This is a genomic window from Citrobacter sp. U14242, from assembly GCF_046555775.1.
Classification (GTDB): domain Bacteria; phylum Pseudomonadota; class Gammaproteobacteria; order Enterobacterales; family Enterobacteriaceae; genus Citrobacter.
Genome location: NZ_JBKGLW010000010.1, coordinates 1 through 16,296 on the forward strand (window position 1 = coordinate 1; position 16,296 = coordinate 16,296).

The 16,296-nt window shown below is 46.4% G+C and carries 9 protein-coding genes; 4 read left to right on the top strand and 5 right to left on the bottom strand.

Translation table 11 applies throughout. The features are described 5' to 3' along the window. Positions 1–208 precede the first annotated feature (208 nt). From ACLJXE_RS17040 to ACLJXE_RS17050, 3 genes are all read right to left on the bottom strand, one after another. Positions 209–964, bottom strand: coding sequence for a response regulator transcription factor (locus ACLJXE_RS17040; RefSeq protein WP_410751475.1), 756 nt, complete (start codon positions 962–964; stop codon positions 209–211). A gap of 252 nt (positions 965–1,216) precedes the next feature. Then, on the bottom strand, positions 1,217–2,671 hold the full coding sequence (locus ACLJXE_RS17045) for an EAL domain-containing protein (protein ID WP_410751476.1): 1,455 nt from the start codon (positions 2,669–2,671) through the stop codon (positions 1,217–1,219). Between the two features lie 99 nt (positions 2,672–2,770). Next, positions 2,771–7,021, bottom strand: coding sequence for an autotransporter outer membrane beta-barrel domain-containing protein (locus tag ACLJXE_RS17050; RefSeq protein WP_410751477.1), 4,251 nt, complete (start codon positions 7,019–7,021; stop codon positions 2,771–2,773). A gap of 775 nt (positions 7,022–7,796) precedes the next feature. Here ACLJXE_RS17050 and ACLJXE_RS17055 point away from each other — a divergent pair. The 4 genes from ACLJXE_RS17055 (at position 7,797) to brnQ (ending at position 10,922) form a co-directional block, all read left to right on the top strand. Beyond that, positions 7,797–8,162: a RidA family protein gene (locus ACLJXE_RS17055; RefSeq protein WP_286628043.1), complete on the top strand. Its 366-nt coding sequence runs from the start codon at positions 7,797–7,799 to the stop codon at positions 8,160–8,162. Positions 8,163–8,172: 10 nt separating this feature from the next. After that, complete coding sequence (locus ACLJXE_RS17060) at positions 8,173–8,826, top strand: transcriptional regulator (RefSeq protein ID WP_410751478.1); 654 nt, start codon at positions 8,173–8,175, stop codon at positions 8,824–8,826. Then, the gene (locus ACLJXE_RS17065; RefSeq protein ID WP_410751479.1) at positions 8,816–9,622 is read left to right on the top strand and encodes a PhzF family phenazine biosynthesis protein; all 807 of its coding nucleotides are present in this window, start codon (positions 8,816–8,818) and stop codon (positions 9,620–9,622) included. Before ACLJXE_RS17060 ends, ACLJXE_RS17065 begins: the two co-directional genes overlap by 11 nt. Before the next feature lie 130 nt (positions 9,623–9,752). Next, positions 9,753–10,922: a branched-chain amino acid transport system II carrier protein gene (gene brnQ, locus ACLJXE_RS17070; protein ID WP_410751480.1), complete on the top strand. Its 1,170-nt coding sequence runs from the start codon at positions 9,753–9,755 to the stop codon at positions 10,920–10,922. 1,043 nt (positions 10,923–11,965) lie between these two features. Here the strand turns inward: brnQ and yiaA are convergent. Together yiaA and ACLJXE_RS17080 are read right to left on the bottom strand one after the other, a co-directional pair. Further along, complete coding sequence (gene yiaA / locus ACLJXE_RS17075) at positions 11,966–12,415, bottom strand: inner membrane protein YiaA (protein ID WP_410751481.1); 450 nt, start codon at positions 12,413–12,415, stop codon at positions 11,966–11,968. A gap of 462 nt (positions 12,416–12,877) precedes the next feature. Then, on the bottom strand, positions 12,878–15,685 hold the full coding sequence (locus ACLJXE_RS17080) for an inverse autotransporter beta domain-containing protein (protein ID WP_410751482.1): 2,808 nt from the start codon (positions 15,683–15,685) through the stop codon (positions 12,878–12,880). Positions 15,686–16,296 lie beyond the last annotated feature (611 nt).

The following is a 16,296-nucleotide window of genomic DNA, read 5'->3' on the forward strand; positions in this document are numbered from 1 at the left end:
CTAACGACGCCGGATATATGGTCGCAAACCGTATCGAACCAGTACTTGCATCACCCGGGGCGTCCATATATGGTCAACTAAAACTGGCCACCGTTTTAGAGCTTTTCCAGTATCGGTTTTCCGATTCGTTTGGTGATAATCCACCATTATATTCATGTGGCCTGAGCGAGCTGTAATACCCGACGATAACCTGGTTATTCAGTCACTTTCAGTCGCGTGCGTGTTTTTCGTCCCTGCCAGGTTTTTCTGTAAAAATTGGCATGATGCACTCACGATTATTTATGCCTATTTTAGGCAGAGTACTGGCAATGGCTGATACAAGTTGAACAGCTGCTGTCAGTCTGCAAGTTAGCTCATAACGCTTCCACCACAGTATAAAATCCATCAGCTCGACATTATTGCTCAAATTTAATTTTCGCATGAGACTATGTTTCTGTGCACTTACCGTCTTAGGGCTGAGAGCCAGCCTGTCCACCAATTCTGATAATGAGATTCCCTGGCTCAAGTAGTCGGCGACTCGTATTTCAGATTTAGTCAATAGCATCGGACAGCAGGAATGACAACTAACCTCTTTCATCTGGAACCGTCGATGCCAGGCCAACATTATCTGACGCCGAATTTCCGCAAGAGTATCCGTTCTGCGCAGAAACACACAGTTATGCTGACACGGTAGTATCGTGTTCAGCGGAATCTTTCCCCGTGCTGAACTGACCACAATCATCAGACTGCCCCGCTTACGTAATCTGTATTCAGGACGACATATTGCCTGCACACCCGCGGCACAATGTTCAACATAGATATCCGCAACGTGGATGGAAGAATTGCCTGGCGAGCCAGTCATTCGTGCTAATGGAATCCCCATTCCATTGGTAAATATATCTTCCAGTAAGGACCACATTCCATGACAATATATCTGGTTATCATTATTAAATGTCACCAGCAATTTTGAAGGTTTTAATTTCATTAATTTATTCCTGCTACTTATTTGTGCATTCCTGATTTATCGCTGGGTTAAACACCTGGCAATAATCGAAGACGAAATTAGTTAGAAATAATGACTGTAATACACAACCGTTACAGACTGCATTTTGCACGACACTTTCGTTAGTTATAACCAGATTATAAATAAACAAACCCTTCTGTAATATACATCACACAGGAGCAGAAGGTATATTTAACCAAATATCAACTTAACAAAAAACGATAATTAACACGTTTATCTTTCTTGAACAAAATTATCAAACCTGGTGTAAAAAATACTAAAAGGAACGGGCTTGCTAAAAAGATACCCTTGTCCTAGAGCAACCCCCATCTGCTGGAGTTTCTCCTGTTGTTTTTTATTTTCAATACCTTCAGCGACCAAAGGGATCTGTATCAGTTCAGAGAGATGAACAATATTGCTGACGATAGACTCTTCGACTCCGCCTCTGCCCAGTGAATCAATAAACATCTTGTCTATTTTCAGATAGTGAGGAGAAATTCTCTGCAAAGCAGCATGGTTCGAATAGCCAGTACCAAAATCGTCCAGAGCCAGCGATGCACCTGCGTCTTTCAATCGGTTAAGTACATTTTCCGGGATTAAATTCAGCTGTCTTTCGGTGATTTCCAGCATCACACCGATATCGATCAGACTCATGCGTTGAATAAATCGAATACAGGCATCTGTAAACTTATTGCACTCCAGGGATTCCGGTGGAATGTTAATTCCGATATGAAATGGATTTTCTCTCCGATAACTTATTTGTTGCATATCCACTTCTACCCGCTCCAGTAAACTGAGCGTCATTGCATTAATCAACCCATGTTGTTCCGCGTCATGAATAAACTCATTAGGTGTAACAATCCCCCGCTCCGTATGGTTCCATCGGGCAAGAACTTCAGCCCCCACAATTTTTCCAGACATGAGATCGACGACAGGTTGATAATATGGGATAAATTCGTCGTTATCGATCGCCCGTGCCAGCATTTCAATCGATGATAATCGGTGTATATAACGCAGATGAACACATGATGCTATCAACAGAATGAAAAATAAAATAATGATATAGCGATTATCTTGTAAATAATCACCGACCTGCCGATTGGATTTATCCACAATCCAGAAAGGATAATTATGTGAAGCCGCGGGGAGCATAGATTTGCTATCGGGATGCAGTAAGAACAATGCTTCTATTTTTTTATCATGGGAAAATTTTTGTAAAATATTATCGATGACTGCCTTATAGACCGCAACCGCAACCACTTGCCCTGCAGCGGGGAAATAAACCATGTACATATCCGTCTTTTGACGATGAACCAACTCAATCATCAAAGAGCGCGTGGTTGTACCTGGCGAATGAATTCCCAGCGATTCCCTGCCTTCAAGAGATGAACAGGTCCATTCGCCGTTTTCGATAATATTGAGCGAGCGAATACTGTCTTCTGATGCTGTCAGACGGTTCAGTGTTCGCAGCAAATCGTCCGTACAGTCTTTGTGAATATGTGGGCTGGCAAGTACTGCCAGTGTCCGCGCGCCATTAAAAACACGATTAATTTCTTCTACCAAATTACCTACTGCGTTCTCCCTGATGAGTTCTTCCTCTTTATTCCATTGCAGCCATGAGGCCAGCATTCCGGTCAGAAGAAAAAGTAACACCATCACTGTGGGCGCAGCTTTCTTGGTTATAAGCATAATTAACTCGTTTTGTCGGGCAAAGCCCCCATCGGGGTGCTTACGGTATAGTTAAGAAATTAAGGCGAAAGCCTTACAAGCGGCATCAATCCAACAGCATCAGAAATTCCATTTCACACCGACCATTGCGGCGCTGTCGTTATAGCCTTTATTGCCCACCTGAACGCCAACGTTACCCCACAGATTCAGATGGGAAGTTACCTGACCTTCCACACCGACCTTAACTTCACCGATATTTTTCGCACCATTCTGACGGACATTCACACCATCCATTGTTGTACTAAAATCTCGGCTATTGTGGATCCAGTTGATCTCAGCAAAAGGCTGGAATTCGCGCGCTTTACCGTTGTCCATCTGATGATGGCTGTTAATCCAGGTTTTCAAACCCAAACGCGTCTGAAGATTACTGCTGCCGTTGCTGCTGACACGCGTCCCGTTGCTTTCAAGATGGTCGTCAGCCTCCACGCCCATCCACACAACCTGCGCCTGAGGTTGTACATACCATTCGTTCAGCGTCCCTTTGCTGCCATTGAACGCGCCCAGTTTCTGGGTATAGCCCGTTTCCAGTGAGGCCGTTACTCCGCTGGATTTATACGATTCACCCTGCAGATCATCACCCTTCACATGGTTATCGAACCAGTTGTACTGTGCCCAGCTATCCAGATACGCGCCGTTGTGAGACTCATCATTGGCATACCATGTCGCATACACGCCGACGCTATAGCCATTCACCGATCCCTTAGCATCGTATCCAGTACGTGAAGAGCGAGTATTATTGTGTTCATTGCCATAGCCCGCCATCACGCCAAGATGCCAGCGATCTATCTCGTTTTGACTCCACTGAGCAATATCTCCCCCTAGTTGCAGCACATAGCGATTACTCTGGGTTTTCAACTGCCCGCTGCCATCACGCCAGCTATTGTGTCCTCCGACATGACGCATCCACATACTGGTAACTTTCTGCTCCCCGGTAAGTGCATCGGTGTACCGGGTCTCACCCTGACGATCGTGAAGTCGTGTGACGAACATATTGTTCGCTGCTGCCAGGTTAGCGGTGTAACTGCTACCTTCCGGACGCAGGTCCTTCCCGGTATCTGGATTGGGTTTCGGATCGGGATCCGGATTGGTTTTACCGCTGGTGAGGTACCAGTTGCCGCTGTTCTCATCCCGACCACGCCCCAGGGTATAATCGTAGGCACCCGCGACAATACGTCCCGCCTGGGTAAATTCACCGTTTGACTGTCCATCAACGTGAATCACCTCTATTCCGTCGACAGTCGCAGCCCCTTTACCACCCGCATTCGTCACACTGACAGACGTTTTGCCGCTCGTATTGCCATTAATCACCAGCTTATCCGTAACGGAACTGTCGTCACCCAACACCGCATTTAATGACAGATGGCCATCGTTACCGGTGTAGTTCCCCTTAACGACCAGTTGATTACCCGCCAGTTGACCATGAATACCGGTAACAAGGTCACCGCTGTTCGACAAATCACCACCGACAGTAAACAGCTGAGGGTTGTCACTCACCACCGACCCAACCAGCAACATACCATCGTTATCGATGCTGCCTGCTACTCCGCCAGAGCCGGAGAGCATCGCCCCGTCACGAATAGTGACCTGCGTACTGGCAAGTACCACCGGAGAGTCTGCGAGGCCCAGTTCCAGTCCACCTTGTTCGATAACAGTCTGGCCGGTCCAGGCCGCGTTATCGCCTATGGTAATGGTCCCTGCGCCTGTTTTGGTTACACTTCCCTGACCGTAGATCTCGTTGTCGAGTTGCCATGTGCTCTCACTGTTAAGTACCAGTGAACCGACATTACTGACTTGCGCATCGCCCAGATTTTCCGCCGTCGAAGCCGTAAGCCGGGAGTCTGCATCAATGGTGAACTGTCCGGAGAAATCACTGTTATTCCCTGCCAACACCACATCGCTGCCGCTCAGTTCTACCAACCCAGCGTCACTGATATTGTTATATAGCGTGCCCGTAGATTTGCTCAGAGACAGCGTGCCCGCTGCGACGATATCACCCACACCCAACCCAAGAGTATTATTCATCAACACACTTGCATCTTTTGCGATGGTTGTTTTAGCCGTCAGCGCACTGTTTTCACCGGTTACCTTCAGCGTGTCGCCGTTAATCTTCAGCTCGCCGTTGCCGGCCAGCACGCCGTCAACAGAACCACCCTGTTGCAGCGTCAGGCTTCCACCGTTGATATTCAGCAACGAATCCGCCGTAGCAGACAATTGACCGACTGTCTGGCTGTGACCATTCATATCAAAACCGGTTTCTGCTGCCAGACGAAGTTCACTCGTTTGCCCAAGAACGTTGTCGTTTTGCATCAACAAATTACCACCACGAACATCGGTGATCCCGGTGTAATCATTATCAGTATTAGACAACGAAACGGTCTGCCCTTTCTGACTGTCAATTGCCAGATCGCCATTACCCGTAACACGGGCACTGAGGTCTGCTGCATTTCCGCTATTACCATTCGCCCCCAGGGCCAGCGCATTATCGCCAGACGCAAGAAGTTCAACCTGCGTCAGCCCGTAACTGATATACAATCCGTCATTATTCTCACCACTGGTAAGACGGTAATCATAGGTCCCTTCAGCGACAACCTCGCCGTTCTGACTGATAGAGGATTCGACGGCGTCACTGATAACCTTTCCGTTCTGATCCGTCAGTAGCAAATTTCCTGCGCTGCCGATAGTGTCCCCCTCACTGGAAACGAGTTGAATCAGGCTGTTTCCATCATCCTGCTCCAGAAGAGTGATATGGGTATTCGGTGTGGGAGTATCGTTATTCATCATTCCCCCCGTGGTTATCTGTATCGTTCCCTTTCCTGAAACATCCAGATCTCCGGTGGTATGAACTGTTGCCGTGCTTTCTGTCTGACCGGGGATAACATCTCCGAACACCAGCTTGCCACCATCAAACGCAAGCTCGTCAATAACCTGTTGACCATTCCCAACACTGACCACACTTCCTTCACCTAAGCTCAGCAACATATTTTTCAGCGCAGCAGTGTTCGTACCTGCCAGAGAAAATAATGTGTCTTTAAGCGCCAGCGTGCCGTTGAAATTCTCGGTCACGCCGGAAGAATTGAAACCAAAAGTATTTCCCGCTGTATTAATCTGAAGTACGCCCTGCCCAGTAAGCGTGTTAATAAACTGCCAGTCATGATCTGCGTCAATCTCCAGTTTGCCACCCGTCATGGTAATTTCATTTGTGCCGATATTTTGTTGTTCTGAAATAACCAGCGTGGCAGGAGAGGAAATATTAAAACGCCCCTGCAAAGCGGAGTTATCACCGGACAAGGTAGAAACCCCACTTTCAGCATTTACTGAGCCTGTACCGCTTATATCCGCATCAAGGACAAAATCCGTGCTGGTATGATTAAGTGTTAATACACCATCACCAACACCAAAAATAACTTTCTTAGTATCAATAATTCCTGCAACAGCCGCGTCAGCACCTGCCCTGGCTCCTACTGCCAGTTCACCGCTGGACCCTAACTCTTGCGCGATAACAATCTCTGGAGCACTGAGTGTTCCACTATCGGAAGCAACCGCCGTTCCCTTTCCCTGAAGTCCAACAGCCATTTTATCGTTCGACGATATTATTGAATCAGCACCCTTTACGCTCATCAGATTATCGTAGGCTTTGGTCTCCTCCATATTGCCTACCGAGATTGTGGCTTCACTATGGGTATGTCCTCCATTGGACGTGGTGAGGCTTCCGGAGCCATATGTTCCGACATGAATACTGCCCGCACTCCATATTTCACTGTCCGTACCATCAACACTCACAACACCTGATGTTTCTCCGGATGAAGATGTCCTGCCACCAATCCATATTCCACCATCGGATTCAGAGTGAACTTTTCCGCCATCAGAAATATTCATAAATCCGTTTCCGTCTCCGGCACCTACCTGGAGAGCTACGCCGTTAGCGGAGGACAGGGTGACGAGACTTCCCTGCCCGGAAACATTAAGAGTGCCAGTCCCTTTATGGTTTTGTCCATCTCTGGATCCTCCAATATCAAAGGGATAGGACGTTGATCCTCCGCCAACTGTCAATTTCCCGCCATTAATAACATTTACTGTACCGGTAGAATCTTCCTGGCCAATATGGAAGTACTCAGTTAAAACATCACCACCCTGAACAATATTCAGTACACCATCTGATTCATACCCAACCCGGATGCGACTCGGCTTGTTAGAAGTATCATCCCATACGGAATCAATTGTAACTTCCTGGTTATTATTAATATCATTCGCTATTGCGCTTGTGGTACACAGCGCAGATATAACAGCGATAAACACTTTGCTTAATTGCATCGGCACAGCCTTACATTAGAATAGATACTATGACGGATATTGACCATCAGTGATATTGATCAATATTCACGCCATATATTAACGATGGTATAGCCAGTAGTCTGGCTAGCAAATCCGGAAAAAAATATCTGAGTGGCACCATTAATCAGGCGTTTTATGATTAGCTATATTTTATGATTAATGCATCCACTGAAGCATCCTTAGGTACTACTTTTCATACAATAGTAAAGCCAGAATATGGCGAAATGTAAAAGCATCCTCTTTTCCTGAACCAGAAAAGTTAAATCCAGTCCGTGATTATCTAACGATAATTCTCTTGTTCCTGAATTAATCGACTTTTACTTTGATGTAAAAGATTAGCCCCAAAATGCCTTCGAACACACCTGGTTCAAATCAGGTAAAATATCTCAGAGCACGGACATCTTATCGACACCCAAAACCAAATTCAACAACATTTGAAAATAATATTTTTGTTGAATTTGTATTTTGCAACATTTACTTTCATAAACAATGACATAAGAAAAATCAGCACGCGTATAAATAGGATTTGTCTGCTCAAAAATTCTAAAAGTAAACTACTTCCCACCCAATAATCACACTAAAAATTATTCACGTGCTTGCTTTTATACCAACACGTTGCTTAATTCCTGCGATCTTTAGACAAAATTTCACGCCCAAAAACAAACATTTGTTGATAATTACAATTTTGTTTAATTCAAGTCTGAACTGTGGTAACGTTATGGAATCCCCCCTCCCCGATGAGTAAGACTAAAGTATGAGTATCAAGCGCTATGCCACCAGTAAACCCTTCCCTTTTTCCGATGCGGTTCAAGGGAATGGCATGGTATTTCTTTCAGGTCAGGTGTCTATGACTGAGGAGGGTGAACCATTGTATGGTTCTGTGACGGAACAAACGCAGAGGATCATGCATACCATTGTAGAAACGCTGAAATGTACAGGTATTTCGCAAGATAATGTCGTCAAAGTACAGGTATGGTTAAGTGATATGAAATATTTTGCTGAGTTTAACGCAGCATATTGCACGTGGTTCCCAAATGGTTACCCTGCAAGGACAGTAACAACCAGCCGCCTTGCCTTTGAATTGGATGTTGAGATTGAGGTACAGGCTGTCGCCTCGTAAAGAGACCATAATGAAAAAAGAACATGATCACTTAATAACTGTACTGAGCGCTTCACTGGAAGCTCTGCGCACAACTCTCCCCTCCAATACTGAAGCCGTATTGCACGATCTTACACAACCGGAAAAATCAGTTATCAGTATTGTCAACGGGCATATAAGTGGTCGGAAAGTTGGAGATGCCCTGTTATCAGGACCGGATGATGACGCGGGCTTTTTAGGGCTACTCGATACTTCGCAGCCCGTCCAAACCCGTGTATTCAGTGGATACACAACAACAACGATCGCAGGAACAAAGCTGAATAGCGCATCAACCATTTACTACAGTCAATCAGGTAGTCCCCTGGTGGCCTTTTGTATAAATGTTGATATTGAAGCAGTGGTACGGTTAAAGCGCGAGCTTGATTACCTTCTGCCAACACCTGTCGAGACAGAAAGCACTGACAGTATCCCCAGAGATATTCAAGATAAGTCACTGGACGAAGTCCTTGCTCAATATCGACCAACAGGCTCAGAAAGCAAAACCGATTTTAGAAAGCGGGTTGTATCTGAAATACATGCAATGGGATTTTTTAAAATTAAAGGCAGCGTTAACCATGTAGCAAAAGCATTAGGCGTAACGCGATATACAATCTATAACTATCTGGACAAAATCAATGATAAATAATTTGACAACCAGCCTGCCCTTTTACCAGGTAGATGCTTTCACATCGCTACCCTTTGGCGGCAATCCCGCTGCTGTATGCCCACTGACGGCATGGCTGGATGATGATATTTTGCAATCGATCGCCACAGAAAATAATCTCTCAGAAACCGCGTTTTTCGTACCTGTTGAAGATGGGTATCATCTTCGCTGGTTCACACCGGCGACAGAAGTTGATTTATGCGGTCACGCAACGCTGGCAACATCATGGGTAATGTTCAATAAACTAAATCATCCTGGCAAATCTATTCGTTTCCATACGCGCAGTGGCATTCTTACTGTGACTCAGCAGGGTAGTGAATATTGCATGGACTTTCCGGCAAAGTCTGCCACAGAAATTGAAGCACCTGCAGGGTTACTTGAAGCACTCGGGATCACCACCGGTGTGATTAGCGTATGGCAATCAGACGATCTGATTGTGTTGGTGGACGATAAAGCAATCATTGATAAATTAACGCCGGACTTCAATAAATTGGCTTTATTTGACACCCGTGGCGTCATTGTCACTGCCGGGGATGAAGAGTTTGATTTTGTCTCTCGCTGGTTTGGACCGCAAGTCGGCGTAAATGAAGATCCCGTTACTGGATCAGCACATACGTTTCTTGCCCCGTTTTGGGCATCACGGTTAGGCAAAACAGAACTGACGGCGCAACAAGGCGGCGCGAGGAAGGGCACATTGCGTTGCGTTGTAGGCGATAATCAGCGTGTAGAATTATACGGTACCGCCCGCCTGATGATTGAAGGAATGTTTCAGTTGTAATATTACAGCCTTGATATGTAATGGTGAGAATATTCACCATTACTCATGCCCAAATAATAACATTCATCCCTCCATTGATATTGATCGCATAATCAATAAAGATGGCAATATCATAAATGCGAATTTATAAATGACAGCAAACACAAAACTATCTTTTCCAGAAATAATGGCACTTGGCGGAATGACACTGGCTCTTTTTCTTGGTGCCGGAAACATCATATTCCCACCGTTAGTTGGTTTGCAAGCTGGCACAAACTCTTTCAACGCTGGTTTTGGTTTTATCATTACAGCAGTGTTATTTCCTGCCTTAGCAATTCTGTCGCTGGCGATTAATAAAGGTAATATCAATGAGCTCACCAGACCATTAGGGAAATGGGCCAGCTTTGTATTTATCGGAATTTGTTTTTTGACTCTTGGTATGTTATTTGGCACTCCGCGCACAGCTACCATTAGTTACGAAGTGATAACGAATGGAACCGCCGATATATGGTGGAAAAAACTTATTTTTTCTGTCGTTTTTTTTGGTCTGGCAGGTGCTATTTTGTCCAGACCCGGTAAGTTACTTGAGGTGGTTGGTTTCATCCTGTCGCCGGTCAAAATTAGCGTGTTGATTTTCATTGGTATCTGCGCATGGTTTCACCCTATCGGTGAGATCACTACGGCGACGACCATATATGAAAAACAGGCGTTCAAAGCAGGTTTTGTAAATGGCTATCAAACATTAGACGTGATCAGCGCGCTTTGTTTTGGGGCGATTATCTCACACACACTTAAGCAACGTAGCGTGACGCAGACTAAAGACATTTTCCGATATTCGGCTTCATCAGCATTTATCGCTGCGACCGGTCTGACTCTAATTTATATCTGCTACATATCAATGGGAGCACATACACCAGAGACGGGTGCAACAAACGGTATGCAAATTATGAGTGCATATGTTGAGATCGTATTTGGAACATATGGCCGGGAATTGTTGGCAGCCATTATCACTCTGGCCTGCCTTGTGACAGCGATTGGTCTGACGAGCGGCACAGCACAATTTTTCAGCCAGAATACGGGTATACCTTACAGCGTCTTTGTTGCGATATCGCTTATATCTTCAGCAGCAATTGCTATTCTTGGATTAAATTCTCTGACAACACTGGCGATTCCTGTATTGAACGCTATATACCCAGCAGTACTGATGGTGGTCGTTTTAGGAATCATTCGTCGATGGATCAATATTCCTGATAATTTATACGGATTATGTTTCTACAGTGCGCTTGGCGTAGGTATTCTCAGTTTATTTGTAATAAGATAAAAGCAGTCTCCACATTTAATAAAATAGTTGTTTATTGATTTACATGAACTATATATAAAAGAATGAGAGTGTAGAAAACCCGGTTAATCTATTGCACAAAAAGGTCACATCACCGCGGGAAATACGCCACCGCTTTATAGTGTTCGGCATTCTTTCAATTTCTTTGCGGTAAATAAAAATCCCATTAACAATATTCACCGGAGGATAAACCTCCGGTGGCAAACACTGCGTATACAGTAATAAGCTCGTTTCACATTTACCGCTTCATCACTTTGGGTATTATTGTCATTCAACCAATAAATGGGGAAAACGCCCTGAGTGCGAGGGCAGCCTCGACCGTTGTACTGCGGGATACACTTAAAGCACAGCATACAAGTACACTTTCATGTCCTTGCTGCATCCGGCTGAGCTTCATCACGGCCTGGCGGATATCCCGTACATCCGGCGCCACCAAATCCATCAGCGGGTAAGCTTCTCAATGCCCTGCTTTGCAGCGGCCTTTATGAAATTCAGCCGTCAGATCGAGGACTGCATCCTGCGCCACGGTTCAATCCGGAAAGCGGCCCAGTGCCACGCCGTCATAAATAACGTTGCTCAGCGATATTCGTCTGGAAAACCATTTTTTGGCAAGTCATGCCCCGGTTAAATAGGGGAACAGCAGCCAACGGGCTGAGAGGGATACATCGCCGTGGTTATTTTTCTGGAACACCGACACGCCAAGTCCGGCATAGCCCGCTGCTACCATCAATACTGCCGTAGCAGGCCACAGCAAAATGAAGCAATGTGGTATGCTCCGCCCCGCCAGTGGCCTTCAACCGGAATGGCATAGCTAATCAGTACCGGTTTAATATCGTAAAGAGTCATATTTTTATTTGACAGTCCATTTATCAGTAAAAAATCCACTATCTGACATTTCAATATTCATTGCCATTGATAAGATGTAGCAAAATTTCATTTCTGCACGTTTTAACGATGGTAGCTATGACGTCAGATGACATCACCATCAGTTTAATGGCGTGCAGTTATACCTGCACGCATTCTCATTACTCTTCCTCGATAGTGTCTTTTGTACTCAAGACGCTGTAAGAAATCCCATCTGACTCACATTGATTATCACGGACGTTTTTCTGTACGGCGATTGCGCCAAACAGGCACAGAAAATAAGCGATCGCATAAAATCCTTTTTCACTGGGTAATAAATCCGCATTCCATAGACCTATTGCCAACAAAATAATGGAGATGACGAAGGAAGCCACGCAGGAAACATAATAAATCTGGCTCGTCAGGATCCCTTCTATACGATCCCGCACTGTTTTCTGCAACGAAATGGAAGAGAATACACCCAGCAGCATGACCGCAAAATAATAGCCTTTTTCATTCAGCATCATATCTGAACGCCACAGCCCAATCAGATACACCAGAATACCACCGACCAGTGCCATCCAGGACATGATATTAAATGCTGGCGAAGATGTTTTTACGTTAGATTTCATAAACAATTTCCGTCCTTATTTTTCAGATTGGGTGAACCCCATGATTAAATCGTTCATTAGTTTATTCGTTTCAACGTGGACGTCTGGTAAATTAAACCAGCAGTCCCTCTGGAAGGTGTCAGCCTCCTTGTCAGTCGACAATTCAGGGTATTGCCAGGCCATCAGTGCAGTAAAAAATAGCTCAGAACTATCAATTGACGCCCCTAATCCGGGATCTATTTCATTATATTGGGGCTTAACTCCTCGTCTGCTATTGACTGTTTAGCGTTTTCGTTGCTGCATCGATTTCTTTCCTCAACAGCAAAATAGCTGCAGAGATAACCGATACTAACGTTCCAAAAGACTATTAGAAGATCGGTTCACAGCACGTTTACCCATCTGAATAAATTTAGTGGCCAAATTGATGGCCACCTTTTGAAATAGCGATTTACGCCTGAACGCCAACCGTCAAAGTATTAGGAATTAAAGTGCTGTATGACATACGAAAGCGCCTTTATAGCGGACGTCATCATTAGCGGGTCCAATTTTACCATCCAACATATAAACGCCATAGTGGCTGCCGCTGCCTGCCTGGTCTGAAGACCAGGAATCTGCGATATTATTGTTTACTGAATTGTATTTACCAGGATTCCCCCATTCGCTCCACAATCCACCTAAGGTTCCGCGGGTGCCGGAGCCTTGTGATGCGCTACCATTTAACTGCTGCACCGTAGACAGATTATAGTTCCCAGATTCGCTGTTGCAGGCTGCGCTTGCATCTGCCCAACGCAGCAGGTCGTGGTGAAAAATAAACCAGCTTTTGAGGGTAAACGAATACTCAATAATATTACCTATATTCGTCTTTGGCTTCCCCGTAATGGTCACTTTGTCTCCTTTACTTTGAGCACTAAGATTGTGAAGTTCTACCACACCATCTGTAACAGCGACCCAGGAGGTATCCGTGCTCCAGACATAGTCCGAGGCATTGGCATTGTTTTTAGGCTTAATAGTAAAGGTCGCCCCCATAAAACCGACTGTCGGGAAGTCCCCCTCTACTTTATTTACGCTGTATGAATAAGGATTTATTTGGGTTTCAATGGTACCAGGGGCTTCTATCTGCTGATAGATATCATAGACCTGTGATTCATCTGCATTGCTCCAGCCAGCAAGTTTTACTGTTGCCTTCAGATTGTCACCGGCCATACCGGCGGTGTAGGTCGCACTGTAAGTACCGTCGTTATTATCCTTCCAGGTACTGCCAGCCCTGAGAGTGGCGTTGGTTACTTTCACCGTGTCCGCCGTCAGTAATGCTGTGGCTCCGGTTACTGTACTACCGGCCGCATCTTTCAGCGTGACCGTCACCGTCATATCCGTGCCGGACGCGTAGCGGGTTTTATCGGTGCTGATGGCTGATTGTGCCTGTACTGGTGCGTCACTGTTGATAGTCACCTCCGCTGAAGTGAGCGTGGTGCCGCTGACTGTCGGCGTAAGGGTTATATTCTCAACATCCGTGCCCGCCGTCACGGTGACAGTATAGACCCCAGCGGAATTTCGGGTCAGTGCCGATACAGTGGCGCTTTTCAGGGCGCTATTTTTCAGGCTGATGTCCTTCACATCAATATCCACCGCCTGATTATTCGCATCCAGGAGCGTCAGGGTCAGTATCTGTGTGCTCTTTCCGTCCGCCGGCAGCACACTGCTTACCGGCGTGAAGGTGTAGGTCTGTTTGTTCACTTCTGACGCCTGCACCGTCACCTGGGTATCGCTCCGGTCAGAACGGTTGCCCTTTGTGTCCACCGCTATGCCACTAACGGTATAGGTGTTCACCGCCTGAGCGGCCGACAGGTACGGCGGCAGCACCACCGCATACTCGCTTCCGTTCTGTACTATTTTTCCGCCGGCTGCGTTGAGAGCTGGAGCATCCCAGTCAATACGGGACAATCCATATGTACTGGTTACCGACACCTGAAGTGACTTCTGCTCGCCCGCTTTACCCGTAATCAAGTCTGCCGTATGCAGCCGGAGTACCTCTTTCTTGCGATATTCCAGTACAATATTATTATTGCGTTCAACCAGGTCATATCGGCTGCCGATGAGACTGCGCATCGCCGCCACCGCGTCCGGGTTCAACTGGCTGCGCCATGGCACGCCAAGCTGGTAGTTCATATCCAGTGTTAGCCGCGTGTCATTTTTTCCTGACTCTCCCTGACGCTGTTCCGCCCCCAGGGTAATCAGTGGTACCGGGGTATAGTTAACCCCGGCAGTGATGGCATGAGGGTTCTTCTGGCGGTTGTCCACCCCGAAGAGAGCCACTTCATTTCCGTAGTACTGCTCGTACGTCAGTTTACCGCCTAACTGAGGCAGTGAAGGCAACCAGGCCTGAGCACGTATGTCCCAGCCGTTAGCCGGGCGTTCCTGATAATTATCCAGGTCCGGAGAATCCTTCCAGCCCGTCAGGTGGGTATAGCCATTAAATCCCAGCTTGAGGAAGTCACGCCAGTACTCCAGACCAGCCCCGGCCCGCGCATGGTCCCGTGACAGATCGTAGTCAACAAAGCTATTGGCACCGAACATCCAGGAATCGTAAAAGTGGCGGATGCCAGCCCCAAGATTGGCCTGAGTTCTGCTGTCAGTCCGGTGCAGGCTGCCCTGAGTGAAGACAATGCGATCCTGCTGTTCATACAAAGGAAGAAGCAGATCAAACTGAGAGTTCTTAAGAGAGAAGTGTTCATCCGCATCCAACTGGACGCGGGCGGTACCAAAACGGCTCAGCCATTGCTGAAGAGCCCCTCCCGCCTCTCCCGTAGCCATACCGCGGGCCATGGACGCAGCGGCATCCCCACTTGCGCCTGAACTCAAAAAGTTCCCTGCCTGCGAAGCATACCCGGCAACTTTCTGCGTCTGTTCATCATTATTATGTTCTGCCGCATCAGCAACGGAAGCGTCATTCCCCCAGCGCACTTCCGGCAGGGGTATCACCGGGACGTCAAGCTCATCGCCCTGCTGCAGGTGGTCAAAACCATGTGAGAATGTGCGGAACTGGTTGAAATTACGCAGTTGCGCAACGGTCAGGTTATATTTTTTTGCGACAGAGGCAACGCTCTCACCGGCGCCCAGTGTGTAGACTTGCTTGCGCTGCGCAGACAACGGCGCCGGCTGCTGCAGGAAATGCTGTTCGCCGGCTCCGGCCATCACCGGGGCGAATGCCACCGCCAGGGGAAAGGCTGCCTGCATGGTGATGTTGAACCAGATCTGGCGACGAATCCCTGGTGTCACAATTGTTTTTGACATGTTCACATTGATTGACTCACACTGAATTGATGGGGTTGATGTAAAAAGTTGACGTTAATTAGCACCTGATACAACGTCATAATAGAAATTTAGAGCTATCAAATTGGGTATAACCACCAACAAGATAAGCTCCATCGTCCAGGGAAGTTATAGTGCTGTTTTTAACTATTGTTTTGATATCATCGGTGCTCCCTGTAAAGGGACGCATTCACTAATATCCCATGAGACTGAGAGCTATTTCCGCTAGCTGCACCATATAAAATAAGGCACATGCAATAGCATGAAACATACTGGAAATAAATTTAACTATTACTTAACCAAGTTATGGCTGCAGGATAAGTCCATAGAATTTTTAAGGGAATGTTAACATACAATTTGTATGATGAAATTAAGGTGATTCCGAATAATAACTACAGAGCGCCCAACCCGCTAAAGTATAATTACGGTAAAGAGGGCACCAAACATCATACTCAGTGGAACATGACAGAAAGTGACCCCTTGCCCGACAAGAAACAGAGGATAATACCTGCCAATACTCTCATCGACGCCCTCTCCAGGCCGATTGTTCAATCACAAACTGATATCGGGCGAGGAACCCACGCTCCCCGCCA